Genomic DNA, 26336 nt, shown 5'->3' with positions numbered 1-26336 from the left:
TCGGCGCTCACGGCCTCGATTTCCGGCGCAGAACGTCACGTATACGCCTAGGAACAACGCCCTGTGCAGCGAGGTCCCGGCGTGCTTTCCGGCGAGTCGCCAGCACCCCAATTATCGCGACCGCCCAGATCGGGTACTGGACTAGCCAGGCAGCACGGAAGGCCTCAGCGGAGAATTCACCGAACAGCGTGAGCACGAGACCGACCGCACCCACGGTAACGAGGGTGCCGCTGAATCCCCCCTGGTTGACCATGCCCTGAGCAACTCCGAGCGTGCGAGGATCGTTGAACGTGCGCGCATAGTCGAAACCGATGATCGAGCCGGGACCGCCCGCAGCCATCGCAATCACTAACAACAGGATCAGCCAGTACGGCGCCGGCCACGGGACGAGCAGCACGAGAGTCCACATGACGACGTTGACGCCGATTATCGCGATTACCAGCCACGACCGGCGAAGTGGATACCGCGCCGTAAGTGCACCTACCGTGGGACCGATGGCGATCGTCGCGACCACGAAGACTGTAAGCAGCACGCTTGCAGCAGGTTCACTGAGCTCCTGCGCGGTAACGAGAAATGGAAACCCCCACAGCAGCACGAAAACGTTGCCGGAGAATGATGTCCCCATGTGCGCATAAAACCCGAGGCGCGTGCCCGGCTGGCGCCACACCGAGAAAATTGTCCTCCCGACCTCCCGAAGGGAGGATGCCCTGCTCGTCACTTCCCGCCCAAGCGGATCGTTTCGCACAATCACCAAGGCCAGGATCGCCACCAGCACCGACAACGCCGCCACCGACAAGTAGGCGGTGAGCCAACCCGGTCCACGCAACAACAAGAGCAGCGGCACCGCCGACAGCACCTGACCGCTTTGGCCGAGAATACCTGTGAGCTGAGTTACTACCGGAACCTGCCGACTCGGGAACCATTGCGGAATGAGCCTGATGACTGCGATGAAAATGAGCGCATCACCAAGCCCCACGAGCACGCGAGCGAGTATTGCCCACTCAAGATCGGTACTGAGCGCGAGCAGAACTTGACCGGCACCCATGATCACCGCACCCGTCGTGATCATGATCCGTGAGCCGTATCGGTCGAGCAGCACACCAGAAGGTATTTGCATCGCCGCGTAAACGACCACCTGCAGGACAACAAACGACGAGAGAATCCCTGCCGTGATTTCGTAGCGCTGCGTCGCCTCGAGCCCAGCTACTCCCAGCGACGTCCGGTTCAGCACTGCCACGACATACGCGATCAGGCCAGCACCCCAGACGACCAATGGTGAGCGGAGAAAAGCGGGGCTCACCAGACTTCCCGGAGGGCTAGAGAATCGTTGACCACACAGATAATCATGGTGGTTGTCGAACGATTCCGCACAACGCAGGTCACGTAGTGGGACGCTCGGACCGGCCGCGTATGTGCGAGAGGGCAGACACCTGGTTGCCTACGCTGCCGAGCGTCGATCGCGCGACGCGGCCCGCCCCGGCAGCACGCCGACGCACTTCCCCGAGCGTGGCGGGACGCTCGGGGGCGTCCTCATCGAGCCAGCCAGCGAGCTGCCCTTCACGTGCCTGCGCAAACTGATCAAGATCATCACGCAATCCTGATACAGCTTTCCGGAGTTTAGACGCCGCTGCCCACCTCGGCACGTCACGCACCCGGATCGCCCCGGCACCCGCAAGCTGCTCCCTGATCGCTCGCACAACGTCGCTGTCCCGATCTCTGTGTTCTTGTAACTGCTGCTGCACAGACTTCAGGATCGGTTCCAGGTGCTGAGGTTCCTCCGCACGCACGCGTTCCGTCCGCAACTGCTGCCATACGTACACGGACTCTTCAGCCACAGCGAGAAGCTGAAGTGTTTCGCCCAGACGATTTTCGACAGCCGCGGCGCCGAGGTGCCGGGCGCGAGCTGAGACTGGCGCGTCAGCGGGAACCGAATCCAGTGTTCGACTCGCATGAGCACGCAGTCGTTCGACCGTGACCTCCAGCATCGGCCCCAGCGGGGCCACAGCCTCCCAATCAGCTGAAGCGAGCACTCCCGACTCGTCGACCGTATCGAGGAGACGACACAAACTGCGATGGTGACCAATGACGTCACCGGCGCGTGAGGCCTGCGCAAGCGCGAGGACACTGTCCGCTGCGTTCCCCACCCGCTCCACCGCGCTTTCCGTGTCGCGCACGGCCGTCCGCAGGGACATTAGCGAATAGATCAACTGCGCACTGAGGACGCTTTTAGGGCTCAGCATCGACGCCACCCAGTGCAGGTGCGCGGACCGGACCGCAGTGGCGCCTTTGATCGCTGTCCGGAAGATCCCGGTGCCTGACGGCAGCACTCCGCGCGCAGCCAGTATCTCGCGCGCATCCGGTGCGACCTTGACGAAAACTGCTGTTCGCCTGGCCAATGTCTTTGAGCCCGTGACAGCAGGCAGCAGGCGGGCGGGGACTGCCACGGCGGAGGCAGCGCCCAACGATTCACCGATTACCCTGCCAGTGAAGCCGTCAACCTCGGATTCCCGACCGGACACGAGGTAGCCATCCGGGCCAGACACCACTTCGAGTGACCGCCGGAGTACCGCATCCTTGCGCTCAGCGACAACGTGCTTGAGCGCATCCGCGCGCCCCATAAGTCGATCATGCCGCACTCACGCATGCTGGGACGACGTTCGGTCGAACCTGGCCTCCCAGAGCGGAGGTCAAAACAAAGTCAGAGCCGTTGCGGGATGCACCGCCCGCCGATCTTTGCCGATCCGCGGCTCGCAATCGCCACTTGATCTCTTCGCCCCGAGGCAATGTTTCCGCACGAGGGGTGCGACGCGCGCCCGCAGCCACTCCTGGTAGTCCGTACTGGCGTAGGCGCCACGCCCGTAAACCGCGCGATACCTGCGGATCAGCGCGGGGTGCTGTTCGCCGAGCCAATTCATGAACACATCCCGCGTACTCCCCCGCAGGTGCATGGGAAGAACGGTGACTTTCGTCGCTCCCGCTTCAGACACGGCGCCGAGCAAGTCATCGAGTTGCTGCGCCGAATCAGTCAGATACGGAATCACGGGAGCGATCATCACGCCACAGGGCATACCCGCTTCGCGAATTGCCCGGATTAGGGAGAGTCGCGCACGTGGCGTGGGGGTGCCCGGCTCCACTGATTGCTGCAGTTCTTCGTCCAGCATTGCCAATGACACCCCGAGGCTGACGTCAACGTGCCGCGAAACGGCGCTCAGGAGCGGCAGGTCACGGCGCAGTAGCGTGCCCTTCGTCAGCACGGAAAACGGAGTTCCGGACTCGGCCAGAGCCGAGATGATCCCCGGCATCAGCTTGTAACGGCCTTCGGCTCGCTGATAGGGGTCGGTGTTCGTCCCGAGTGCCACGTTTTCACGCCGCCACGAGGCTCGCCGGAGTTCGCGCCGCAAAACTGGCACAATGTTCGTCTTGACGACGATCTCACTATCGAAATCGCTTCCTGCACTGAGATCGAGATACTCGTGTGTCGGACGCGCGAAGCAGTACTTACACTGATGCGTGCACCCACGTGTGGGGTTCACCGTCCAGCGAAATGGCATCCCCGACTCCGCTGGTACCCGGTTCAGCGCGGACTTGCACAAGACCTCATGAAACGTGACCCCGTCGAACTCTGGTGACCGGATACTGCGCACCAAACCCGCCCGTGTCAGCCCAGGCAGCGCACCGTCGTCAACTGCCACCGACTGAGCATCCCACCTCATCCACCGATTCGAACATGTGTTCTACTCAGTGTCAAGGAGGCTGACCAGATCGTCCTCTGTGAGCGCAACTCTGCCGTTCTTCGCATGCTGCTCAGCGCGGTGAACTGCACGATACAAAGGGCGCTCGGTAAGTCCCGCACCGCGTGCTTCCGCTCGGAGGTGTTCGACAAGTACCCGCGATACGGTGGCGGCGTTGATCGATTCACTCATCGCAAGGACGTCAGCGAGGCGGCGCATCGCCATCACATCGAGTTCAGCTCCCCGGTCCGATCCGTAAAGCGCGAGCAGCACCGTGACAGTGGTCTGACGATCCTGCAAGGCCAGGTGGATCTGCCGAAACCGCCCCGGCTGCACAGTCAGCTCCGCGCGCTGAAGCCCTCCAGTCTCCACGCCCTTTGTCGTGACGCTGCGAGAATAAACGGTGCGGCCATCCAGCCAGCAGGCGCGGCGGGCCGCGAGCAGCGCACCCAAACCTGGCGGTCCGCCGATTCCCAGGCCGACTAGGACCGCGATCCACGTTTCAGTCATGAGAGAGACGAGCAGCGCCACCACGATGCCGACTGCGAAACAGACCATCGCGACGCGCCGCAGTTTCGGCACAACAACATCGCGGCGCACTAGATCCAGTGCAATCGGTGGCTGAGTTTGTTCTGGCCGGTCACTCACGGGTCGCCACCACCTCGTCGCACACCGCGGTGAGCAGGATCGGCCGCTGTTCACCCGTGCGGAGATCTTTCAGCCCGACCACACCTTCAGCGAGGTCACGATCACCCAGAACAAGCGCGACGCGTGCGCCGGATTTGTCTGCGGCCTTCATCGAACCTTTGAGTCCTCGTCCGCCGTACGCGATATCGACCGCGATGCCGGCGCCACGCAGTTCATGGGCGAGGACGACCATGCGTTCGCGGGCCGCCTGTCCGAGAGGCACGCCGTACACCTCACACCGCGAGAGGCTGGCCGCTGTAACGTTCTCTGCCCCCAACGCAAGGACCGTCCGGTCAACGCCAATACCGAACCCAATGCCGGAGAGTGCTTGTCCGCCAAGTTCCGCCATCAACCCGTCGTAGCGCCCGCCGCCGCCGATTCCGGACTGCGATCCCAACCCATCGTGCACGAATTCGAACGTCGTCTTTGTGTAGTAGTCGAGGCCGCGGACCATCCTCGGGTTGATGACGTACTCCACACCCAGACGGTCAAGATGGCCGAGAACCTCATCGAAATGAGCCTTGGCGCTATCCGAAAGGTAATCCAGCATCAGCGGAGCGCCAGCCGTCATTTCCTTAACGTGCGGCCGCTTGTCGTCAAGGACACGTAACGGATTCAGGCGGGCTCGCTCACGAGTCTCCTCGTCGAGATCAAGCCCGAAGAGGAACTCCTGGAGACGTTCACGGTACTGCGGGCGGCACGTGTCATCTCCAAGCGAGGTCAGTTCGAGCCGGAACCCGGTCAGTCCCAGACCGCGGAAACCCTGGTCGGCGATTGCGATCACCTCAGCGTCAAGGGCTGGGTCATCCACACCTATCGCCTCGATGCCGACCTGCTGAAGCTGGCGATATCGCCCTGCCTGCGGCCGCTCATACCGGAAGAACGGACCCGCGTAGCTCAGCTTCACCGGAAGCTGACCGCGGTCGAGTCCATGTTCGATCACCGCGCGCATCACTCCTGCGGTGCCCTCCGGCCGCAGCGTCACGGATCTGTCGCCACGGTCAGCGAAGGTGTACATCTCCTTCGACACCACATCCGTGGACTCCCCCACACCGCGCGCAAACAGCGCGGTATCTTCGAAAATCGGGAGTTCAATATGCCCGTACCCGGCAAGTCTCGCAGTGCGGAGCAACCCGTCGCGTACCGCAAGGAATTCCGCTGATGCGGGCGGCACGTAGTCAGGCACCCCTTTAGGGGCGGAGAATCTTGTTGTCACGTTCGCTCGTTCGACTTTCTGCTGCTACCGGATGTCCTGTAAGAACGGGTTGGCAGCCCGTTCACGGCCAATGGTCGAGGTGTCGCCGTGCCCAGGCAGGATCATAGTGTCGTCACCTAGCGGCAGAAGTTTATCCGCGATCGACGCCAGAAGCTGCTCATGGCTGCCGCCGGGCAAGTCGGATCTGCCAACCGAGCCGGCGAACAGGGTGTCACCTGTGAACGCGATCTGTCGCGGCCCCTCACCAGTCTCCACCTGCACGCGCGCCACCACCGAACCGCGAGTATGCCCCGGCGTGTGGTCAATCGCGAACTCGATGCCAGCTAGCTCGATCTTCTCACCGTCAGTGAGGTCTTTCACCGTGCCCGGCTCTGTGAAATCAGAATCTTGCACAAATCCACTGAGCTGCGGCCCGAGACCAGCCGACGGGGTTGCGAGCATTTCGCGGTCGTCGGGATGGATGAAGGCTGGAATGCCATACTCATCGCACAGCGGCTGAGCAGTCCATGTGTGATCAAGATGTCCATGCGTGAGCAAGACAGCCACAGGCTCGCAGGAGTGTTGCGAAAAGACCTGCTTCAGTGGCTCGAGAGCCTCTTGGCCAGGATCGATGACGACGCACTCGGCCCTGTCGTCGAGCGCAACCACATAACAGTTCGTCTGGAACATCCCGGCGGGGAAACCCATCACACGCACACGCCACTCCTAGCTTTCGCTGCATCCACAGACCTTTTGGGCCCAGTTGGTCTGACTTCTCAGGGTAGGCGGCTAGCCTGTCAAGCGGTAATTCCGCCTATGAGGGAGGTAATGCGTCGGTGTCGTCGAACCAGGAGCGCAGAGAGGCCGCCAAGCAGAAGCTCGAGCGCCAGCTGAAGGAACGCGCTGAGCACGATCGGCGAAGGAAACAACTCACCATCGCCGCGGCAGTCGGTGGTGTCGTACTCGTTGTGGGCGCTGCAGTCGCGGTCTTCGCTGTCACACGCGGCGATGACACCGATGTGGCGGCAGAGGATGAAATCACCAATATCACCGACGAGCAGGACCCGTTCGAAGCACCCGAACCCGAGCCGCTGCCCGAAGCGCGGTCTGAGGCGTTACCTCCTACCGTTGACTGCGATTACGCTGAATCCCCTATGGAGGCGGCGCGGGAGGCCGAGCTGCCACCCACGAGCGACGTTCCCACTGAGGGCACTGTCGATGTCACCCTTGAGATGAGTGGCGGTCCGGTCACGCTCACTCTTGACCGTGCGAAGTCGCCGTGCACCGTCAACAGCTTCGTAAGCCTCGCGGAGCAGGGCTACTACAACGACACTGAGTGCCATCGCCTGACCACGGGCGGGATCTTCGTACTGCAGTGCGGCGACCCGTCCGCTTCCGGCGCTGGAGGGCCCGGGTACAGCTTCGCCGATGAGTTCCCCGCTGACCAGTACGAGTCGCCAGAAGAAATCATGTACGCGCAGACCGTTTACGCTCGGGGTACCGTGGCGATGGCCAACGCGGGACCCGGTACGAACGGCAGCCAGTTCTTTCTTGTCTACGACGAGTCACCGCTGCCTCCCGCCTACAACGTTTTCGGCACGATCGACGACGAAGGATTGCGTGTAATCGACGAGGTCGCGGAGGGTGGTGCGCCAGGCAACGATGGTCCGCCCAACAACCCCGCCGACATCGCAACAGTGACCGTAAGAGGATGAGCACAACATGAAGCGTGCACGTCGAGTGGCCGCCGCCATCGTGGCTCCAGCATTGCTGCTGGCCGCGTGCTCAGGCGGCGACAGCGACAATGCTGACGCCACCGGCGTGCCCGCTAGCCCCTTCGCGGAACAGGTACCTGCCGACGAGAGCGTGATCCTCGATGCTGAACCGTTCGATGTCAGCGGCGCGCGCACCGATCAACTTCCTGAGCGGGTGGACTGCACCTACGATCGCGCCGGAAATTCAGCGCGTCCAGTCACGCTTCCGCCCACATCGGCAGTTCCCGCGACCGGCGTTATCAGCGCAAGGATCGAACTCCGCGAAGGCGTGGTCGAACTGTCGCTTGACCGCGCCAAGTCACCCTGTGCCGTCAATAGCTTCGTCAGCCTGGCCGAGCAGGACTACTTCACGAGCACAATCTGCCATCGGCTGACCACGCGCGGCATCTTCACGCTGCAATGTGGGGACCCGACTGGCACTGGTACAGGTGGGCCCGGGTACGCATTCGCCAACGAGTTCCCCACCGATCAGCTCGCCTTAGACAGCGGTGAAGCGGAGGTCACCACCGTCTATCCGCGCGGCACGGTGGCGATGAGAGATCAGGGTACAGGCAATAACGGCAGTCAGTTCTTCATCGTCTACGACGACTCACCGCTCCCGCCTGTCTACACCGTCTTCGGCAATGTTGACGACGGGCTCTCACTCATCGAAGACATCGCTGCCGAGGGAACAACTCCTGAGCATCAGGGGGCGCCGCGGCAGACCGTGCAGATTATGAGCATCCAGATCGGCTCGTGAGCCGGGCTCGCAGCGATAGAAATGTAGTTGGTACCGGCATCGGTCGCGAACAACAAATCCTTCTTCTCGCCACCGGTGCCACCGATGCCTAAGTTGCTGACGTGACGCGGTAAACGTCGTACACACCCTCCACATTTCGGACAACGTTCAAAACATGGCCCAGGTGCTTCGGGTCACCCATTTCGAACGTAAACCGGCTGATCGCGACGCGATCGCCAGATGTTGTCACCGACGCCGACAAGATGTTTACCTTCTCGTCCGCGAGCGCTTTGGTGACGTCAGAAAGAAGCCGGTGACGGTCGAGCGCTTCTATCTGGATTGCCACCAGGAACATGGAATGCGGGGATGGCGCCCAGCGGACGTCGATCAGCCGCTCGGACTCAGTTCGCAACGACGACGCGTTCGTGCAGTCGGTCCGATGCACACTGACACCGCCGCCGCGGGTAACAAACCCCATGATGTCGTCGCCGGGAACAGGAGTGCAACACTTCGCGAGCTTGACAAGGATGCCCGTCGCTCCTGGTACCTGAACACCGACATCGCCTGCTGTTCTCCGGTGCCTCTTCGGCGTCGATGACGGAGTGGCTCGCTCGGCAAGTTCTTCCTCCGCGTCGTCGACACCGCCGAATTGCGCGACCAGACGCTGCACCACGTGTTGCGCGGAGACGTGATGTTCGCCGACCGCCGCATACAGCGCGTCGACATCTTGATACCGCAGTTCCCGCGCCGTTGCCGCCATCAGATCGCCGCTCAGAATCCGCTGCAACGGAAGGCCGCTGCGACGTACTTCCTTCGCGATGGCATCTTTGCCCGCTTCGAGTGCTTCCTCCCGACGTTCCTTCGCGAACCACTGCCGAATCTTTGTTTTCGCGCGTGGAGATACGACGAACGTCTGCCAGTCACGACTAGGCCCGGCATTCTCAGCTTTCGAGGTGAAAATCTCGACCACTTCACCGTTGTCCAGATTGCGCTCGAGTGGTACCAGCCGGCCGTTCACGCGCGCACCGATACACCGATGCCCAACCTCGGTATGCACCGCGTACGCGAAATCTACGGGCGTAGACCCGACAGGCAAGGTCACGACGTCACCCTTCGGGGTGAAAACGAAGATCTCCTTCAGCGCAAGGTCGTAGCGCAGTGATTCCAGGAACTCCCCCGGGTCCGCTGCCTCCCGCTGCCAGTCAAGCAGCTGCCGCATCCAGGCGATGTCGTCTACCTCGGTGGCATCGTTCGAATGCTTCCCTTTGGTTTCCTTGTACCGCCAATGCGCAGCGATTCCGTACTCCGCGGTCCGGTGCATCTCGTGAGTCCGGATCTGCACCTCGAGCGGCTTCCCCTCGGGGCCGACGACCGTGGTGTGCAGCGACTGATACACCCCATACCTCGGCTGGGCGATGTAATCCTTGAATCGCTGAGCCATCGGCTGCCACAGCGAATGAACGACACCGACTGCTGCGTAGCATCCGCGTACCTCATCGCACAGCACCCGTATTCCTACGAGATCGTGAATCTCGTCGAAGTCCTTCCCCTTGACGATCATCTTCTGATAGATCGACCAGTAGTGCTTGGGCCGGCCTTCGACAACCGCGTTGAGTTTGGCTGCGGATAATGCGTCGTCTATCTGCTTGCGAACCTTCTCCAAGTAGATGTCGCGGGACGGGGCACGGTCAGCAACCAGCCGGACGATCTCCTCATAGCGCTTCGGATGCAAGATCGCGAACGCGAGGTCCTCGAGTTCCCATTTAACGGTGGCCATGCCGAGTCGATGCGCCAGCGGAGCAATAACTTCGAGGGTCTCGCGAGCCTTCCGCGCCTGCTTCTCCGGCGGCAGGAATCGCATTGTTCGCATATTGTGCAGCCGGTCAGCGACCTTGATGACGAGCACACGAGGATCACGCGCCATCGCGATGATCATTTTCCGGATCGTTTCTGCCTCTGCCGCAGAACCGAGCACGACCTTGTCAAGCTTGGTGACGCCGTCAACGAGGTGCGCGACTTCCTCACCGAAGTCCTCGCGCAACTGTTCTAGGCTGTAACCAGTATCTTCGACCGTGTCGTGCAGCAGTGCCGCTATGAGAGTCGTGGTGTCCATGCCGAGTTCGGCAAGAATGGACGCCACTGCGAGCGGATGCGTGATGTACGGATCGCCAGACTTACGGACCTGCTCGGAATGTTTCGATTCAGCGACGTCGTAGGCGCGCTGCAATGTGGCCAGCGGGGCTTTCGGGTAGAACTCGCGGTGAATCGCCACCAACGGCTCGAGTACCGGCTTCACGCCCACGCTTCGGCCCGCGGTCATGCGCCGCGCGAGGCGTGCCCGGACGCGTCGTGACGCCGACGTGGGGGCACTTACTACGGGCGGTGCCGGGCTGGAGGGCGGAACCGGAGACTGACCGCTCCCTCCGCTTACGCTGGCGTCCCGCTCCGGTCGTGATTCGCTCACAGATGCGCTGGAGCCCGAGCTAATGTCGGCTCGCGTCGATCCGGGATCCTGACCCACACGATCACCTCCCGCGCGTTCGTCAGCCGTCACTCGTCGGCGCCTGGCTTACGCATCGATGTCCTATCACTCTCATGCAACTCTAAACCTCACTGGAGCGACAGCGCTGTCAGTGGTACCCCTCCGAGAAGATCGCGGCCCCGGAGCTGCGCAATTTCGACCACCACCGCAGCTGCAACGACCTCCGCACCGGCGCTTCTCAGTAGATCCACCGCAGCACACAGCGTCCCGCCCGTCGCGAGAACGTCGTCGATCACGAGGACACGGCGCCCCTCGAACGCTATGCCGTCGGCGGGGATCTCGAGAGCAGCGTTGCCATACTCGAGGGTGTACTCACGGCTGTGTACGGGAGGCGGTAACTTTCCTGCTTTACGGATCGCCAGCACTCCAGTACCAAGCATCAGAGCCACGCCGGAGCCGAGCAGGAAACCGCGGGAGTCGATACCGGCGACGAGATCAACCTCACCGACGCCCGGAGCGTGTACCGCCTCCACCAGGCCATTCACAATGACCCGCAAACCCGCTGGATCCGCGAATACCGGAGTGAGGTCTGCGAATGTCACGCCTGGCTGGGGGAAGTCGGGCACCGTGCGGGTGAGGCGGGCAATATAGTCTCCCGCCGACTCGTCAGCGCTCATCGGCGGCTCCGTGTCTTCCCGGCTTCACTCCCGCGCCCACTTGTCCATATTCCACCCCGCGCCTGCCTTGGACCCATTGGGAACCACCCCGACTACCACGTCATCGTGAGCGGTCACGCGCGGCTGCACGGACAGAGGTACCGACGGAAGTTCGCCCCACATGATTCGCTCGGCCTCCGCAAGCCTCTCGAAGCGAGCATCCTGCTGTCCTGTGATAGCGAGTTCGGCGATGACCCCGTCCAGCGCCTCGAAGCTGAACGCACCGATATTGAGCGGGCTGCGTGAATGCAGGGTCACGAGTTGCGCGCCCGCAGACCGCAGTCCACCGGGTCCTTGAACTCCACCGCTGCCGCCCACGACAATGTCGACCTCGCCTGCCTGCATTGCCTCGCTAGGGTCAAACGCGGGAGAGCTCACGTTCTGCACGATGATGCCTGCTTCACTGCATGTCCGTGCAAGAAACGACACGATCTCCTCGCGTCGCCGGTCAGGCCCCGTGTAGCCCACCCGGATACGTGCACCGTCAAGTTCAGGGAACGCACGCGCCGCCTCGATATCAGGCTGCAGATAGGCCTGCTGCGCGGGTCCGGCAATGAAGTCGTACCCTGCCGCGCCGACCGGAACTACACGCGAACTTGCAACCGGCCCGTACCGCTCGCCGAGATTGGCGGAATCTTCGTACACCGGCGCCACGATGTCATCAGCGATCCGCTGCCGCGGGACACACGCGGTGAACGCGCGTCTCGCATCGACATTGCCGAAGATGCCCCTGGTGTTGAAGATCAGCTGCTCGATATTGAGCGCTGGCACCAGCTGTTCGGTGAAACCGCCGAGGTCTAGCCCCGCGACGGACCCCGCCCCGACATCAACCACATGAGCGTCATCCCGAGCGACCGCGTCACGAATTTCCCTGCCGGTCCACACCGCAATCCTTGGCGTCCTTGGCGGCTCGCCCCACCACTGCGGATTGCGCTCCAGAATCAGACCGTTCTCTTCGGAGAACGACTCGATCATGTACGGCCCAGACGACGGATAAAGGGAGAGATCCAGCGCCCCGGGCTCGAGAGTCCACCCGGTGTTCCAGAACTCTGCGAGCCGCCCGAGTGCGTCAAGATCTTCCGAGGCGACTGCCCCAACGATGTCCGGTACATCGGCCGCACGACCTGCCACATGGGAAGGCATCACAGTGGTCGCGGAAAACAGCGCCCGCCAATCAGTGAACGGGCGTCCCGCACGCAGTTCCACTCGTGCCTGTTTCGTCCCCGGCTCGCACGCGACGTTCTCGACATCAGCGAAGCCCCAGTCGCTGGCTGCGTCGAACAGGGGACGCGTCTCTTCCGAGTCAGGGTCGTCGACGGTGAAGCGGCCACTACCCGCCGCCCACGCCAGCACGAGATCGTCACACGTGATGGGCTCGCCATCAGAGAAGACGGCTTCGTCGCGAATCGTCACCTGGAACGTAAACGCTTCGCCTGCTATCTGTTCGATTGTCCCGAAGTCCCGGTCCTCAAGGGGTGCACCTTCTGGTCCGGGATAGCTCAATCCGGTGAGCACGCGTCCGAATATGGCTGGGCCCGCGGACAGAGCGCCAGTGACAGTATTTGCGTTGTATGTGGTGATTGGCGCGTCAACGGCGTAGCCGAGAGTGACTTCACGCAGCGGATCTGAGGTTGCACAACTCGCCAGGCTGCCCGTGGTCGCCACCACCGCAAGTCCAGCGATCCCCGCTTTCGTCCTCCGCATTCTGGACCGTCCGCTCATTCCCGGCCATCCTTCCAGGACAGAATTGTCACCGCTTCCGCTTGCCTGTGGGCCGGGCTCCTGGGCTCGGGGCGCGGCCCCTACGCCCACCTGGAGCGATGCCCCCTGCTGGTGGAGACGCTTCTTCACCACTGACTGTGCCGCTTGCGCTTTCCGGAGTCCTGGCCGCAACAGGATTTCCGGTGACCGCAGTGCCAGCGCCAACCGTAGCTGCGGCGAGTGCCCCCGTGCGTTCGGCACGTTTCTCCATCACCCGGCTGGTGTGCTCTTTGATTTCTTCCGTTCGCTGCTTCATCCACACCAGCAGCGGAGTTGCGAAGAAGATCGAGGAGTAGGTTCCGACGAGGACACCGACGAGCTGCACGAGCGCCAGATCCTTCAGTGTCCCCACACCGAGCATCCAGACCGCCACGATCATCAGCGACGCGATGGGCAAGACGCTGATAAGGGACGTGTTGAAGGAACGCATCAGGGTCTGATTCACGCCGAGATTGGCCTGTTCAGCGTAGGTTCGCCGCGTAGTCTGGGTAACGCCGCGCGTGTTCTCCTGAACCTTGTCGAACACAACGACCGTGTCGTACAGCGAATAGCCCAAGATCGTCAGCAAACCGATGATGGTTGCCGGGCTGACCTCGAAACCGACAATCGCGTAAACCCCGGCCGTGACAGTCAGATCAAAGGTCACGGCGGCCATCGCCGCAAGCGCCATGTACCACTCGAATCGCAGCGCGATATACCCGCATACGATCACGAAGAAGACGATTAGCGCAATGATCGCCTGCTCAGTGACCTGGTCGCCCCATGTTTCGCTAACTCCCGCGACGCTGATCGCGTTGATGTTCGGTGTTCCAGTTTCGTCTAACGGCTGGAACGCCTCAAACAACGCCCGCTGTACTGCCTGGATCTGCGGCTCCTCAAGAGCTTCGGACCGGATCTGGATCGACGCGGTGGCACCTGTACCTACAACCTGCGAGGTCGTAGGCGAAATTCCCAGCGTGTCAGTGAAGACCTCTTCCGCTTCTTGCACACTTACCTGACCAGCAGGGAAGTCAACCCGCGTTCCACCGGCGAAATCAATGCCGAAGGTGAAACCACGGATGAGGATCCCCACGATCGATATGGCCACGATTGCGCCAGCAATCAGGAAGAAAAGGTTCTTGCGCCCGACAATGTTGAACGCACCCGTTCCGGTATAGAGCCCGTAAAAGAAGCCGTGGCGTGGAAGCTCATCGGCCCGGGGCGCCCCGGGCGGTACCGGGGCCGGTGATGTGGCCGCATCGGGACTGGTCATTGCTGCGCCTCCTTCGACGCACTCGGTGCCTCCGCAAGCGCCGCACGCTCACGAGCGACTTGAGTGATTGCACCAAGCCCATTGAAACGGGGGTTGGACAGGAGCTTCGACTTGGTCGCCAGGGCCAGAATCGGATACGTGACCATGAACACCACTACCAGGTCAAGAATGGTGACCAGGCCTAGCGCGAACGCGAAACCCTTCACCTGTCCCACAGCGAGGGCGTACAGAATCGCCGCAGCGATGAAAGACACAGCATTACCCGTCAGAATTGTGCGGCGGGCCCGCTGCCAGCCCCGCTCCACCGCGGAACGGAAACTTCGTCCCTCCCGCATCTCGTCCTTTATTCGTTCGAAAAAGACGATGAACGAGTCGGCCGTCATACCGATACCGATGATGAAGCCGGCTATCGCCGCCAGATCTAGCGTGAAGTTCACGTATCTGCCTAGCAGCACAAGAATGCCGTACACGATCATGCCGGCCAGTGTCAGTGAGAACGCTGCGACAACACCGAGCAGGCGATAGTAGAGCAGCGAGTAGAGCAGCACGGCGACCATCGCGATCCCGCCCGCGATAAGCCCTGCTTCTAGGGAGGCAAGACCGAGAGTCGCCGAGACTGTCACCGCCTGTGACGAGTCGAAGGACAACGGGAGAGCACCGTAGCGTAGCTGGTTCGCGAGGTCGCGAACTTCATCTTGCGTGAAGTTTCCAGAAATCGAGGTCGCACTGCCTGCAGGGGTTGGTTCCCGAATAACGGGTGCACTCACCACCGCGGTGTCCAGCACAAATGCGGCCTGCTGCCCAACGTTTTCCCGTGTGAACGTAGCCCAGTCGCGGCCTGCATCGCCGCCGAACCGGAACGAGACCTCCCAGCGTGCCTGTTGCTGGTTGTAACCATCACTCACACTGCCGCTATCAATGTCTTCGCCCTCGATGAAGACCGGACCGAGCAGGTAAACCATCGCCCCGTCATTGCTGCAGGTCACGAGTGGACGATCCGGAAGATCATTGCCAGCAAGAATGTCCGTCGGGGCGCACTCGTGTGACGTGAGGGCCTCCTCCTGCACCGCGGGATCGTCGCTCTGCCTCAGATCACGGGCCTCACTTATCTGAGCCGCGAGTTCATCCGGATCGAGAACCTCTGAAACAGGCTCGCTATCGTCGTCCGCAGCGCCTTCATCGTCCTCGCCCTCAGCCGGCGCATCTGGGGCAGGCTGCGATCCGATGACTGGGCGCACGAACATTCGCGCGGTCTCACCGAGGGTTCGCGCCTGAGCGCCGTCCTGCCCAGGAACGGTGATGACGAGGTTGTCACCGTCGACAATCACCTCGGAGCCAGCGACACCGAGCCCGTCGATTCGAGTCGAAATGATCTGCTGTGCTTGCCGGAGCGCGTCCTCGCTTGGCCTCGACCCGTCTGGCGTGATCGCGGTAAGCACGACACGGGTACCACCCTGGAGATCAACGCCCAAGCGCGGAGTTGCTCCACGGTCACCGGTGAAGAGGATCAGTGTGTAACACAGTACAAAAAGAACTCCGAAGGCGCTCAGCACCCGGAGAGGGTATTTCCGTCTACTCGACGATGCCACGAACGATTCTCCTTGAAAGTGACCGGCGCGTGCCGGTCACGGGTGCCGGTTACTACCTGCCGGGTTCGGGTCCCCGCTGATTGAAACCTTCGGGCGCATTCCCCTCGGGTGAACCCGGACCGGCGGAAGAATCATCAGTTCCGGCCTGCTCGAACGTGTCACTCAGTTCGTCCGTGTCTTCTGTCACGATGTCGCGCACCACTACACGCAGCCACGTCGTCACCACGCCGGGAGCGATCTCGAGGTCAACTGTGGTGTCCGCGATTGCCACGACATCGCCGTACATGCCGGACGTAGTCATGACACGGTCACCGATCGTGAGCGCGTCCTGCAGGGACCTTTGGCGGTCGACTTCCTTCTTCTGCCGCCGCACCGAGAGAAACAGTGGAACGAGTAGCAGGAGCACGAGAAGCGGCAGGAGCAGTTCCATCAGTGTGTCAATCCTTGAGTCGAGGTATGCGTGGTCAGGCGCTGCTCGCCCAACCAGTACACCAGTGTGCCATCAACAGTGGCCGATGCCGAGTTATCACGGCTCACAGGTCATCAGAGTCGAAAAGGGAAATAGTTTCTTCCTTCTGACGCACCGCGATCCCCGCGATGGCGGTGTCGGCTGGAGGCACAAGTCCCAGATGCTCCCACGCCGTCACCGTCGCGACACGGCCACGGGGTGTGCGCGCGAGCATACCCGCTCGCACTAGGTAGGGTTCACACACCTCTTCGACCGTCGCTGGTTCTTCACCGACCGCTACGGCAAGGGTGGCTGCGCCGACCGGCCCGCCGTTGAAGCTGCGCACCAGCGCCTGCAGAACTGCTCTGTCGAGCCGGTCAAGGCCAAGGTCATCGACGTCATACACCGCGAGTGCGGCGCGCGCGATATCAAGAGACACGACGCCGTCAGCACGCACCTCCGCATAATCGCGGACACGGCGCAGGAGCCGGTTAGCGATTCGCGGTGTCCCACGTGACCTGCGCGCGATCTCCGCGCCCGCATCGTCTTGGAGGCTGACACCCAGAATTCGTGCCGAGCGCGCGAGGATGCTCTGCAGCTCCCACGGTTCGTAGAAATCCATGTGCCCGGTGAATCCGAAACGATCGCGCAAAGGCCCCGTCAACGCGCCGGACCGGGTGGTCGCGCCCACGAGCGTGAACGGTGCGATTTCCAGCGGAATCGACGTAGCTCCTGGCCCTTTCCCGACAACAACATCGACTCTGAAGTCTTCCATCGCCAAGTAGAGCATTTCCTCGGCCGGCCTGGAGATTCGGTGAATCTCGTCGATGAACAGAACGTCGCCTTCGACCAGGTTGCTGAGCATCGCAGCGAGATCACCGGGGCGCTCGAGTGCCGGCCCTGAGGTCAGCCGCAGCGATGTCCCGAGTTCACCGGCGATGATCATGGCGAGGCTGGTTTTGCCCAGGCCGGGCGGCCCCGACAGCAAAATGTGGTCGGGAGCCGACCCGCGCTGCTTCGCGCCCGAGAGGACGAGATCTAACTGCTCCCGCACCTTTGGCTGGCCGGTGAAGTCGCGGAGACTCTTAGGCCGCAGACTGCCTTCAACATCGTTGTCGCCCTCGACAAGTTGCGACGACATCGGGATATCTGGGTCATCAGCAGTCTCGCTCATTTGTTCTTCCCCAGGGAAGCGAGAGCGGTACGCAGCAGCGTTGAGTTCGACGCCTCGGGCTGCAATTGCGCCGCTTCAGCCGTCGCCTGTTCTGCCTGCGCTGCGCTGAATCCCAGCCCGACCAGCGCTTCAGCCACCTGGTCTTGCACAACGCTACTACTCCGCGGGCCCACGATCGGTGCGTCCGTCGTACTCGGGTGCACAGGACCAACTTTGTCACGGAGGTCGACGACCAGACGCTCAGCCACCCGCTTACCTACCCCTGGGACCCTGGTCAATGCTCGGACGTCACCCTCCGCCAGCGCAGTACGCAGTAGCTGCGGCTCGAGCACTGCGAGCACGGCCATGGCGAGGCGTGGCCCCACCCCGGTAACTGTCTGCAGCAAGGTGAACAACTCACGTGATTCCTCATCAGGAAACCCGTAAAGCGTCATCGAGTCTTCGCGAACCACCATCGTGGTGAGCAGGCGAGCATCCGAACCTCGTGACAACGTTGACAGCGTCCCCGGAGTCGCATTGATGCGGTACCCCACGCCAGCAGCTTCAAGGACGGCGTGATCGAGACCGATAGAAAGCACCGGCCCCCGGATCGAGGCAATCATTTCGTTCCCCTGGCTTTGCTCTGGCTGACTTTCTTCTGGGCGCGCCGCTCTGCAGCCAGGCGGGCCTGGTATTTCTTGCGTGCAGTAGCCGCCAGTGCCTCAGCTTGTGCCATTCGGTCGAGCATAGGCGCGCGCCAGCAGTGACAGATTGCCAGCGCAAGTGCATCAGCCGCATCGGCGGGCCGTGGCGGTGTGGGCAAATTGAGGATCCTGGTCACCATCGCGATGACCTGCTCCTTCCCGGCGGACCCGTTTCCGGTTACCGCCGACTTCACCTGACTTGGTGTGTGAAACGCAACCGGAATGCCGCGTCGCGCTGCCGCCAGGGCCACAACTCCCCCGGCCTGCGCTGTCCCCATCACGGAGCTGACGTTGTGCTGGGAAAAGACACGCTCGATGGCGACCACAGACGGCCTGTGCAGATCCATCCATTCCTCTGCCGCGGTGGCAATCCGCAGCAGGCGGGCGGACAGTTCGAGGTCAGGCGGGGTTCGGACGACATCAACCGCAATGGGCGCAACTTCCCGGCCACTGCCGGCATCAACAATGCCCAGGCCGCACCGAGTCAGACCCGGGTCAACCCCCATGACACGCATGCCACCTCCACGACCTACCCCAGCCACCAGCTACGAACATTCGTTCGATAGCGTAACGGAGACCGGGCATGAAAACGTGACGCAACGCCTAGGGTGACATCGGGTCGTTACTCTTCGAGTTGCTCGAGCACCTCATCTGAGACATCCACGTTCGAGTACACGTTCTGCACGTCGTCGCAATCCTCAAGAGCGTCGATCAGCTTGAAGACCTTCCTCGCGCCATCGACGTCGACGGCGACGCTCACGGAGGGCTGGAAACTCAGCTCTGCTGAATCGTAGTCAATCGCGTCTTGCTGAAGCGCGGAGCGCACCGCAACCAGATCTCCAGGCTCCGACACGACCTCGAAGCTGTCACCGAGGTCATTGACTTCCTCTGCCCCCGCCTCGAGCACCGCCATGAGGACATCATCCTCGGTGCGGTCGCCTTTCTCCAGGACGACGACACCCTTGCGAGAGAAGAGGTAGGCCACAGAACCGGGGTCAGCCATGTTGCCGCCGTTGCGGCTCATGGCTGTACGCACTTCACCGGCAGCGCGATTGCGGTTGTCTGTTAGACATTCGATCAGCACTGCCACGCCGTTCGGTCCGTAGCCTTCGTACATGATGGTTTGCCAGTCGGCACCGCCCGCTTCCTCGCCGGAACCGCGTTTACGTGCCCGCTCAATGTTGTCATTGGGCACTGACGCCTTCTTCGCCTTCTGTATCGCATCGAAGAGCGTAGGGTTGCCAGCTGGATCACCGCCACCCGTACGCGCGGCTACCTCGACGTTCTTGACCAGCTTGGCGAAAAGCTTGCCTCGCTTCGCGTCGATCGCGGCCTTTTTGTGCTTTGTGGTGGCCCATTTGGAGTGGCCGCTCATCCTGGCGCATCCCTTCCGGCGTTCGTGCTTCTCCCCGAGTTCCTGTGGTACCAGAGAGTAAGCGGAGTGCTTCAGTCAGCCGATGTTACCCGCTGTTAAGGGTAGATCCACGGACCGTCTGTACGAACAAGTCATGTATTCGCAGATCCCCCGTCACCTCCGGATGGAACGACGTGGCGATTACCGCGTTTTCGCGCACAGCAACGATGCGCCCTTGCGCGGGGCCCGCCTCGACCCTGGCAAGCACCTCGACACTCGCGCCTACCCGCTCAACCCAGGGAGCGCGAATGAACACAGCCCGAACCGGCCCGCCCTCGATACCGTCGATGTGCAGATCCTCCTCGAAGGAGTCGACCTGGCGACCGAAAGCATTGCGCCGCACCGTGATATCAAGGGCATCTAGGTGCTGCGCATCCGGCCGCGTGTCGAGGATTTCACTCGCGAGCATGATCATTCCGGCACACGAACCGAGAGCGGGGAGCCCTTCTTTCAGCCGTGAACGCAACGGGTCGAGGAGCTCAAACGCAGTGAGCAGCCGACTCATCGTCGTGGATTCGCCGCCCGGAATCACCAGGCCGTCGATAGCATCGATTTCTTCTCGGCGGCGCAGACCGATCGCGCGGGCACCGCACGCCTCAACGGCGGCGATGTGCTCGCGGAAATCGCCTTGCAGCGCAAGTACGCCTATCAACGGTGTGGACATCACCGAGCCAGGATAGTCGTCCAGCGATAGTGGCCTGACTCACATATGACCGCGAGAACCCATGCCGACCGCAAAATCGTTTGCCCACCTCCGAGCGACATCGCCTCAGGAAGTCGACATTGTCGCTCGAAGGTGGGCAAACGGTTAGAAGCGCTGGAATCTGCCGACGGTCATCCCTGTTCTTGAAGCCAGCGTGTGAGCCCCTCCTGGACCACCGCGGCGACCATATTGCCCTGCGCGTCGAAGATCCGGCCTTGCGTCAGAGACCGGCCGGATCCAGAAAACGGCGAAGTCTGGTCATAGAGAAGCCACTCGTCCGCCCGGAACGGCTGGAAGAACCACATCGCGTGGTCAAGGGACGCCATTTGAACCTTTACACCACGGTGCGGGACCAGCGCTGAACCAAGGAGCATCATGTCGCTCATGTAGGCGAGCGTGCAGACATGGGTGGTTTGGTCGTCAGGCAACGGTGCCCGATACCGCATCCACACCCGCTGTTGAGCAGCCAGGCGCGGATGCATTTCGGTCTGGTCACCCGGGATAATGCGCAAGTCCCAATTCGACCACTCCTTCAGCTCCCAGCGATCACGGAACTCTGCCGCGTCCGCTGAGTCGGGCAGATCCTCTGCTTTGGGCACCGGCGGCATCTCATCCATATGCTCGGGGCCCTTGTCACCGCGATGAAATGAGGCCGACATCACGAAGATGATCTCGCCGTCCTGAAGCGCATTAACCCTGCGCGTGCAAAACGAGCGGCCTTCCCTGATCCGCTCCACCCGGTACACGGTCGGGATCTTCGGTTTGCCCGGCCGAAGAAAGTACGCGTGGAGTGAGTGCACGGTGTACTCCGGATCGACAGTGCGCACGGCTGAGATCAGCGATTGCCCCGCCACCTGCCCACCGAACGTGCGCTGGAGTATCGTTTCGATCGGTGCTCCACGGTAGATGTCACGGTCGATCTGCTCGAGCTCTAGGACTTCTTCGATCCTCGCCATGTACTCGTGCTCCCGTCAGTGAAGTTTCGTGGCACTTCTCAGATATCTTGCTGCGTGCGTTACCAGCCACGCTCCGCGAGCCGGTGCGACTGTGGGAGGTCGTCGACATTGATCCCCACCATGGCTTCGCCGAGCCCTCGTGAAACACTTGCCAGCGCATCTGGGTCGTCGAAGTACGTGGTTGCCTTGACGATCGCGGCGGCACGCTTGACGGGGTCACCGGACTTGAAGATCCCGGAGCCAACAAAGACGCCTTCCGCGCCGAGCTGCATCATCATCGCCGCGTCAGCGGGCGTAGCAATACCACCTGCGGTGAACATCACGACGGGAAGTTTGCCCGCCGCAGCGACCTCGGCTACGAGTTCGTACGGCGCCTGCAGCTCTTTCGCCGCGACAAAAAGCTCATCCTTGCTCAAGGACGTCAGCCGACGGATGGCTCCGCCGATCTCTCGCATATGAGTGGTCGCATTTGACACATCACCGGTCCCTGCCTCGCCCTTCGACCGGATCATCGCCGCGCCTTCGGTGATCCGGCGCAGCGCCTCGCCAAGATTGGTCGCACCGCATACGAACGGCACCGTGAACTGCCACTTGTCGATGTGGTTGGCGTAGTCGGCGGGCGTGAGCACCTCCGACTCGTCAATGTAGTCAACGCCCAGACTCTGCAAGATCTGGGCTTCGACGAAATGCCCAATTCGCGCTTTCGCCATCACCGGGATGGATACCGCGTCAATGATTCCCTGGATCATGTCAGGGTCGCTCATTCGGACGACGCCGCCCTGGGCCCGGATGTCAGCGGGTACCCGTTCGAGTGCCATGACGGCAACTGCTCCGGCGTCCTCCGCGATCTTGGCTTGCTCGGGCGTGACGACGTCCATGATCACGCCCCCCTTGAGCATTTCGGCCATACCGCGCTTTACGCTGGCCGTGCCGGTAACAGGCAAACCGGCGTCAATTGAATTGGTAGGGGTTGCGCTCACGAAAGTCTCTCCTGCATATGGCGTCAAGTTGGGTGGTCTAAAGTTCTCGGGGTTTCATCCTAGGAGGTCGGCTCCGCAAGTGCGAAGGCCGACCCATCCACATACCCGAGTTAGTGGATCCGGCGGGGCGTCACGACCTCGCGCTCACCCTCAAGTACGGCTGCCGCTTCGCCGACGAGGCGAGGCAGTTCCTCCGGGTATACCTTCTCGCCAGCCATCGCGAGCGTTTCCATTTCAGAAGGTGTGCACCATTTGTAATCGCTGACCACGCGATTCTCCAAGTCCGTCAAACCAGTCATCGACGGGACGAACTCCCCGGTGCGCACCACAAAGAACTCCTCTTCGCTGCGCATCACCGTTCCGTTGAACGAGAAAACCTCTGAGCGCTTCCATAGCGGGCCTCGGAGCGACCTCACCGGCACGTCACGCCCGGTTTCCTCACGCAACTCGCGGACCGCGGTCTCCCGGAGCGATTCCCCCGGTTCAACTCCTCCGCCAACAGTGAACCAGAAGAACTCCCCACTCCCCTCGGGGTCACGGCCGCGCAACAGCAATACTCGATCATGCTGGTCGAGTACCACAACTCGGGCTGAGCTTCGCGGCGCAGCGGCCTCGAACTGCGGGGACAGTTGCCGTTCGGCGATCTCGAAATGCAGCGGTTCAGACGCGGTGCCAGCAAGACGGAGCCAGCGCACCGGACGACGTCGGCGTAGCGTCGCGATGTCTCGGACAGCATCATTGTGGAAGCGGCGCGCGATGAGGACTCGCGCCTCAGCATCAGCGAGTTCCGCAGCGAGCTGCGGACTCAGTGATGCAGGCCGAATTTGTGCGAGCGCCGCGGAGAGCGCGTTCTCCGCGTCCTCGCGGTCATCGCGGTCAGCGCGCTCCGCGCGCAAAGACAGACGCTTCAATTTGTCGGCATGCCGGATAGAGGTGTCAGTATCCGTGGGAGCGCGGGTAAGTGCATCGGAGATCGAGCGCGCCACGACGGCGCGGCGGCCCAGCGCAGAGTCGAGCGCCTGCCATGCCTTGTCATACCGGATGTGGAGCCGGTCGAGCCGACTCGCCGTCGTCATGATCCAGGCAACAGTGATGACGACAATCGCGACAACGGCCGCAGTGAGGAGGAGAAACCACCACGAGGTCATCGATCAGCCTCCCTTGTCATGCCCGCCGAAGCGGCTTCGGTGGCACTGGCGCTGTCATGACGACGGTTTCGTAAACGCGCAGTACCTGGCGTGAAACGACGCTCCAGTCATAATGGAGGACAGCTACACTCGCGCCGGAGATGATTTCCTCACGGTATTCATCGTCGGTAAGCACCCGGTCGATTCCGCGGGCAAGATCGTTGGCGTTGCCGGTTCGTGTCAGGCATCCTGCTCTCCCGTCACGGAGAACTCTGCGGAATGCATCGAGTTCACTCGCTACCACCGGTGTGCCCGCGGCCATGGCTTCGACGAGAACGATGCCGAAGCTCTCACCGCCCAAATTTGGTGCGCAATAGACATCGGCGCTGCGCAAGGCTGCTGCTTTCTCCGCGTCTGTCACTTGCCCAAGAAAGCGAAAATGACGCTCAAGCGGACCGAGTTCCTCGCGCAGCTCCGCTTCGTCGCCACGGCCCACGACGAGGACCTCAAGATCTGGGTGCCGCTCTACCAACTGGGGCAACGCCTTCACCAATACAGCCATGCCTTTTCGGGGCTCGTCGTAGCGACCGAGGAAAAGAATGGTCTTCCCAGCGCGTGGATAGCCTGGAAAAGGCCGCGCGGTCGCGAAGAACCCGACATGGACACCGTTGGGGATCTCCACAGCGTCTGATCCCAGAGACTCGATCTGCCAGCGCCGGGCCAATTCAGAGACCGCGATTTTTCCGTTGATCTTCTCGAGCAAAGGCTGCAGGACGGGCTGGAATGTGCTGAGTACGAGCGATTTGGTTGTCGACGTGTGGAAGGTGGCCACGACTGGAATATCCGCGAGGCTCAATGCGAGCATCGACAGGCTCGGCGCGTTGGGCTCGTGGAGGTGCACCACGTCGAACTGATTCTCAGTGAGCCAGCGGCGTACCCGCGCGTAGGCGACGGGACCAAAGCTCAGCCGCGCCACCGAGCCGTTATACGGGATCGGCAGTGCTCGCCCAGCTGAGACGACATACGACGGGAGTTCAACATCGTCGGAAGCGGGCGCGAGCACGCTCACGGTGTGTCCCATCTCGATGAGGACTCCAGCGAGTTCAGCCACGTGCGCCTGGACACCGCCGTGCACATCAAACGAGTAAGGACAGACCATCCCGATCTTCACAACGCATGCTCTTTCGCCGGCATATCTTCCCATCCGCTACGGATCCCGGCTCCCCAGTCGCCCGGACTCCCCTACTCGATTGTCTCTCCGCTCCTGTACGCCATGCACTAAGTCTCTTCGGTCGACACTCCCATCCGGGCCAGTCGTTCCTTCGACAGGTCTTCCCACCAGAGCGGCTGCAGCATGTGCCAGTCTGCCGGATATCGCACAATGTTCAGGGAAAACACGTCTGCCAGTTCCTGCGTTGCCGACGCGACGCCCTGGGCCAAGTCGATCTCAGGCTCCACTTTGAAGCCCCAGCCGTTTGGCGTAAACCAGCAGTGTACGGGCACCAACGCGGCGCCCGTTTCCTGCGCGAGCTTGGCCGGACCGGCGGGAAAACTGGTCCGGCCACCGAAAAAGTCCACCGGGATTCCCGCCGCGGTCAGATCGCGATCCGCTAGGAGACACACGACTTTGCCTTCGGTCAGCCTCTCCTTCAGCACCTGTGAAGGTGGTCGCTCGCCACCGCTCGTGGGGAAGATCTCGAACCCCAACGACTCGCGGTAGTCGACGAAGCGCTGATAGAGCGATTCCGGCTTGAGCCGCTCGGCCACGGTCGAGAATCTGCCTAGGGTGTGCACCAGCCACACCCCCGCGAGATCCCAGTTGCCACTGTGAGGCAGCGCGAGCACAACGCCGCGGCCGTCCGCGTGCGGGTTCAGTAGATTCTCGCGGCCGTGGACACTCTCGTCGATTGACCGCGCCACCTCAACTAGGTCCATAGAGGGCAATCGGAACGCTTCGCGCCAGTACCGCGCGTAAGAGCGCATAGCAGCGCGCATCAATACGCCTGGGACCGCGACCGGGTGGACGCCGAGCACCCGGGCGAGGTTTTTTCGCAACTGGTTTGGGCCGCCGCCGCGTGCCGCATAGTCAGCGCCCATATTGAACGTTCCCGCTGCAACTGGCTCTGGCAACGAACGAACGAGCCGCCACCCCGTCGCAAATGCGTAGTCCGAAAAAGTGTCTACCAGCGCGGGCGAGTCGCTCATTGAGGCTCCTGAGGGGTTTCAGGCTGAGTTTCGGTCATCACAGCGAGCGCTCCGGGTGAGCGCCGAACGGCCGCCACACGCTGAATGACGGTGACGATGCTGCCGATGGCGAGCAGCCACATTGCGACGTGAATTGCCCAGAACACGCCAATTCCGGTGAAGCCCGCACCGAGAAGCACGATGACCAGACGATCTGACCGCTCAATCAGTCCGCCGTCCGCCGTCAGGCCACTCGCTTCCGCGCGCGCCTTCGCGTAGGAAACTACCTGCGAGGTCACCAGACAGATCAGTGTTGCAGCCACGAGCGGCCTGGACTCTTCGTGGTATACGGCCCACCATGCTAGTGCTGCAAAGATCGCACCATCCGCGATACGGTCGCACGTCGCATCGAGCACAGCCCCATACGGCGTGCCTCCGCCCCGGGCCCGGGCCATTGCTCCATCAACGAGATCGAACAGAACGAATAAGGCGATAACCACGGCACCCCAGAAGAGGTGGCCCGTCGGGAACAGCGTGAGTGCAGCGGCAACCGTAGCGGTTGTGCCGGCGATAGTCACGGCATCTGGGCTAATACCCGCACGAACCAGCGCCCTTCCGAGTGGCGCGGTGACTTTCGACACCGACGGTCGCCCGAAAACGCTAAGCATGACAGCCCTTTTCCGTGATGAAATGGATGAACGTTACCGAGAGCCTATAACCGGACAGGCGCGAAAGCGCGCCGGGCCCGCCGACGTTCGCGT

The 26336-nt window shown here is 62.1% G+C and carries 25 protein-coding genes; 2 read left to right on the top strand and 23 right to left on the bottom strand.

From position 1 onward, the window contains the following. Positions 1–7: 7 nt before the first annotated feature. The 6 genes from AS9A_RS08845 to AS9A_RS08820 form a co-directional block, all read right to left on the bottom strand. The gene (locus AS9A_RS08845) at positions 8–1300 is read right to left on the bottom strand and encodes an MFS transporter (protein ID WP_013806628.1); all 1293 of its coding nucleotides are present in this window, start codon (positions 1298–1300) and stop codon (positions 8–10) included. 79 nt (positions 1301–1379) lie between these two features. Beyond that, positions 1380–2618, bottom strand: a complete 1239-nt coding sequence (locus AS9A_RS08840) for a hypothetical protein (protein ID WP_013806627.1) — start codon at positions 2616–2618, stop codon at positions 1380–1382. 69 nt (positions 2619–2687) lie between these two features. Then, positions 2688–3713, bottom strand: coding sequence for an Rv2578c family radical SAM protein (locus AS9A_RS08835; protein ID WP_041450976.1), 1026 nt, complete (start codon positions 3711–3713; stop codon positions 2688–2690). A gap of 21 nt (positions 3714–3734) precedes the next feature. Further along, positions 3735–4379 (bottom strand): hypothetical protein, encoded by a 645-nt coding sequence (locus AS9A_RS08830; protein ID WP_013806625.1) that lies wholly within the window; start codon positions 4377–4379, stop codon positions 3735–3737. Further along, positions 4372–5634 (bottom strand): histidine--tRNA ligase, encoded by a 1263-nt coding sequence (gene hisS / locus AS9A_RS08825; protein ID WP_041450975.1) that lies wholly within the window; start codon positions 5632–5634, stop codon positions 4372–4374. The genes AS9A_RS08830 and hisS overlap by 8 nt, the downstream gene beginning before the upstream one ends. Positions 5635–5658: 24 nt before the next feature. Next, on the bottom strand, positions 5659–6330 hold the full coding sequence (locus tag AS9A_RS08820; protein WP_013806623.1) for an MBL fold metallo-hydrolase: 672 nt from the start codon (positions 6328–6330) through the stop codon (positions 5659–5661). A gap of 119 nt (positions 6331–6449) precedes the next feature. On the opposite strand from AS9A_RS08820, the gene AS9A_RS24335 reads away from it, so the two are divergent. Continuing rightward, positions 6450–7328: a peptidylprolyl isomerase gene (locus tag AS9A_RS24335; RefSeq protein WP_013806622.1), complete on the top strand. Its 879-nt coding sequence runs from the start codon at positions 6450–6452 to the stop codon at positions 7326–7328. 7 nt (positions 7329–7335) lie between these two features. After that, positions 7336–8127, top strand: a complete 792-nt coding sequence (locus AS9A_RS08810; RefSeq protein ID WP_013806621.1) for a peptidylprolyl isomerase — start codon at positions 7336–7338, stop codon at positions 8125–8127. Between the two features lie 88 nt (positions 8128–8215). Here the strand turns inward: AS9A_RS08810 and AS9A_RS08805 are convergent, their stop codons facing one another. The 17 genes from AS9A_RS08805 to pgsA form a co-directional block, all read right to left on the bottom strand. Beyond that, entirely contained in the window at positions 8216–10570 is a 2355-nt protein-coding gene (locus AS9A_RS08805; RefSeq protein ID WP_041451725.1) for a RelA/SpoT family protein, read from the bottom strand. 146 nt (positions 10571–10716) lie between these two features. Next, the gene (locus tag AS9A_RS08800; RefSeq protein WP_013806619.1) at positions 10717–11265 is read right to left on the bottom strand and encodes an adenine phosphoribosyltransferase; all 549 of its coding nucleotides are present in this window, start codon (positions 11263–11265) and stop codon (positions 10717–10719) included. Positions 11266–11289: 24 nt separating this feature from the next. Further along, a complete protein-coding gene (locus AS9A_RS08795) occupies positions 11290–13026 on the bottom strand; it encodes an ABC transporter substrate-binding protein (protein WP_013806618.1) in 1737 nt (578 codons plus the stop codon). Between the two features lie 28 nt (positions 13027–13054). Then, the gene (secF, locus tag AS9A_RS08790; RefSeq protein ID WP_013806617.1) at positions 13055–14317 is read right to left on the bottom strand and encodes a protein translocase subunit SecF; all 1263 of its coding nucleotides are present in this window, start codon (positions 14315–14317) and stop codon (positions 13055–13057) included. Next, on the bottom strand, positions 14314–15906 hold the full coding sequence (gene secD / locus AS9A_RS08785) for a protein translocase subunit SecD (RefSeq protein ID WP_041450974.1): 1593 nt from the start codon (positions 15904–15906) through the stop codon (positions 14314–14316). Before secD ends, secF begins: the two co-directional genes overlap by 4 nt. A 52-nt stretch (positions 15907–15958) precedes the next feature. Continuing rightward, complete coding sequence (gene yajC, locus AS9A_RS08780) at positions 15959–16336, bottom strand: preprotein translocase subunit YajC (RefSeq protein WP_013806615.1); 378 nt, start codon at positions 16334–16336, stop codon at positions 15959–15961. A 103-nt stretch (positions 16337–16439) separates the two neighbouring features. Continuing rightward, positions 16440–17528 (bottom strand): Holliday junction branch migration DNA helicase RuvB, encoded by a 1089-nt coding sequence (gene ruvB, locus AS9A_RS08775; RefSeq protein WP_013806614.1) that lies wholly within the window; start codon positions 17526–17528, stop codon positions 16440–16442. Further along, positions 17525–18130, bottom strand: coding sequence for a Holliday junction branch migration protein RuvA (gene ruvA / locus AS9A_RS08770; protein ID WP_013806613.1), 606 nt, complete (start codon positions 18128–18130; stop codon positions 17525–17527). Before ruvA ends, ruvB begins: the two co-directional genes overlap by 4 nt. Continuing rightward, entirely contained in the window at positions 18127–18726 is a 600-nt protein-coding gene (ruvC, locus tag AS9A_RS08765; RefSeq protein WP_013806612.1) for a crossover junction endodeoxyribonuclease RuvC, read from the bottom strand. The genes ruvA and ruvC overlap by 4 nt, the downstream gene beginning before the upstream one ends. A gap of 107 nt (positions 18727–18833) precedes the next feature. Next, positions 18834–19586, bottom strand: coding sequence for a YebC/PmpR family DNA-binding transcriptional regulator (locus tag AS9A_RS08760; RefSeq protein WP_013806611.1), 753 nt, complete (start codon positions 19584–19586; stop codon positions 18834–18836). A gap of 85 nt (positions 19587–19671) precedes the next feature. After that, positions 19672–20289, bottom strand: coding sequence for a pyridoxal 5'-phosphate synthase glutaminase subunit PdxT (pdxT, locus tag AS9A_RS08755; protein WP_041450973.1), 618 nt, complete (start codon positions 20287–20289; stop codon positions 19672–19674). A 170-nt stretch (positions 20290–20459) separates the two neighbouring features. Beyond that, positions 20460–21284 (bottom strand): acyl-CoA thioesterase, encoded by an 825-nt coding sequence (locus tag AS9A_RS08750; protein ID WP_013806609.1) that lies wholly within the window; start codon positions 21282–21284, stop codon positions 20460–20462. A gap of 59 nt (positions 21285–21343) precedes the next feature. Beyond that, entirely contained in the window at positions 21344–22264 is a 921-nt protein-coding gene (gene pdxS, locus AS9A_RS08745) for a pyridoxal 5'-phosphate synthase lyase subunit PdxS (protein ID WP_013806608.1), read from the bottom strand. 110 nt (positions 22265–22374) lie between these two features. Continuing rightward, positions 22375–23412, bottom strand: coding sequence for an NUDIX hydrolase (locus AS9A_RS08740; protein ID WP_013806607.1), 1038 nt, complete (start codon positions 23410–23412; stop codon positions 22375–22377). Positions 23413–23428: 16 nt separating this feature from the next. Beyond that, positions 23429–24562 (bottom strand): glycosyltransferase family 4 protein, encoded by a 1134-nt coding sequence (locus AS9A_RS08735; RefSeq protein WP_041450972.1) that lies wholly within the window; start codon positions 24560–24562, stop codon positions 23429–23431. A gap of 107 nt (positions 24563–24669) precedes the next feature. Beyond that, positions 24670–25596: a phosphatidylinositol mannoside acyltransferase gene (locus tag AS9A_RS08730; protein ID WP_013806605.1), complete on the bottom strand. Its 927-nt coding sequence runs from the start codon at positions 25594–25596 to the stop codon at positions 24670–24672. Continuing rightward, complete coding sequence (pgsA, locus tag AS9A_RS08725) at positions 25593–26243, bottom strand: phosphatidylinositol phosphate synthase (RefSeq protein ID WP_013806604.1); 651 nt, start codon at positions 26241–26243, stop codon at positions 25593–25595. The genes AS9A_RS08730 and pgsA overlap by 4 nt, the downstream gene beginning before the upstream one ends. Between the last annotated feature and the right edge of the window lie 93 nt (positions 26244–26336).

It is taken from the genome of Hoyosella subflava DQS3-9A1, assembly GCF_000214175.1.
Taxonomy (GTDB): domain Bacteria; phylum Actinomycetota; class Actinomycetes; order Mycobacteriales; family Mycobacteriaceae; genus Hoyosella; species Hoyosella subflava.
The sequence above is the reverse complement of the archived record's forward strand: the minus strand, read 5'-3'. Positions and strand labels throughout refer to the sequence as shown.

What these genes read in the sequence shown, in the direction of transcription:
- AS9A_RS08835 (WP_041450976.1), bottom strand. Translation starts at nt 3,713, where the DNA reads ATGAGGTGGGATGCTCAGTCGGTGGCAGTTGACGACGGTGCGCTGCCT.
- yajC (WP_013806615.1), bottom strand. Translation starts at nt 16,336, where the DNA reads ATGGAACTGCTCCTGCCGCTTCTCGTGCTCCTGCTACTCGTTCCACTG.
- secF (WP_013806617.1), bottom strand. Translation starts at nt 14,317, where the DNA reads ATGACCAGTCCCGATGCGGCCACATCACCGGCCCCGGTACCGCCCGGG.
- AS9A_RS08840 (WP_013806627.1), bottom strand. Translation starts at nt 2,618, where the DNA reads ATGGGGCGCGCGGATGCGCTCAAGCACGTTGTCGCTGAGCGCAAGGAT.
- ruvB (WP_013806614.1), bottom strand. Translation starts at nt 17,528, where the DNA reads ATGAGCGAGACTGCTGATGACCCAGATATCCCGATGTCGTCGCAACTT.
- ruvC (WP_013806612.1), bottom strand. Translation starts at nt 18,726, where the DNA reads ATGCGTGTCATGGGGGTTGACCCGGGTCTGACTCGGTGCGGCCTGGGC.
- pgsA (WP_013806604.1), bottom strand. Translation starts at nt 26,243, where the DNA reads ATGCTTAGCGTTTTCGGGCGACCGTCGGTGTCGAAAGTCACCGCGCCA.
- AS9A_RS08795 (WP_013806618.1), bottom strand. Translation starts at nt 13,026, where the DNA reads ATGAGCGGACGGTCCAGAATGCGGAGGACGAAAGCGGGGATCGCTGGA.
- AS9A_RS08750 (WP_013806609.1), bottom strand. Translation starts at nt 21,284, where the DNA reads ATGGCGAGGATCGAAGAAGTCCTAGAGCTCGAGCAGATCGACCGTGAC.
- AS9A_RS08800 (WP_013806619.1), bottom strand. Translation starts at nt 11,265, where the DNA reads ATGAGCGCTGACGAGTCGGCGGGAGACTATATTGCCCGCCTCACCCGC.
- AS9A_RS08730 (WP_013806605.1), bottom strand. Translation starts at nt 25,596, where the DNA reads ATGAGCGACTCGCCCGCGCTGGTAGACACTTTTTCGGACTACGCATTT.
- ruvA (WP_013806613.1), bottom strand. Translation starts at nt 18,130, where the DNA reads ATGATTGCCTCGATCCGGGGGCCGGTGCTTTCTATCGGTCTCGATCAC.
- AS9A_RS08760 (WP_013806611.1), bottom strand. Translation starts at nt 19,586, where the DNA reads ATGAGCGGCCACTCCAAATGGGCCACCACAAAGCACAAAAAGGCCGCG.
- AS9A_RS08740 (WP_013806607.1), bottom strand. Translation starts at nt 23,412, where the DNA reads ATGACCTCGTGGTGGTTTCTCCTCCTCACTGCGGCCGTTGTCGCGATT.
- AS9A_RS08810 (WP_013806621.1), top strand. Translation starts at nt 7,336, where the DNA reads ATGAAGCGTGCACGTCGAGTGGCCGCCGCCATCGTGGCTCCAGCATTG.
- pdxT (WP_041450973.1), bottom strand. Translation starts at nt 20,289, where the DNA reads ATGTCCACACCGTTGATAGGCGTACTTGCGCTGCAAGGCGATTTCCGC.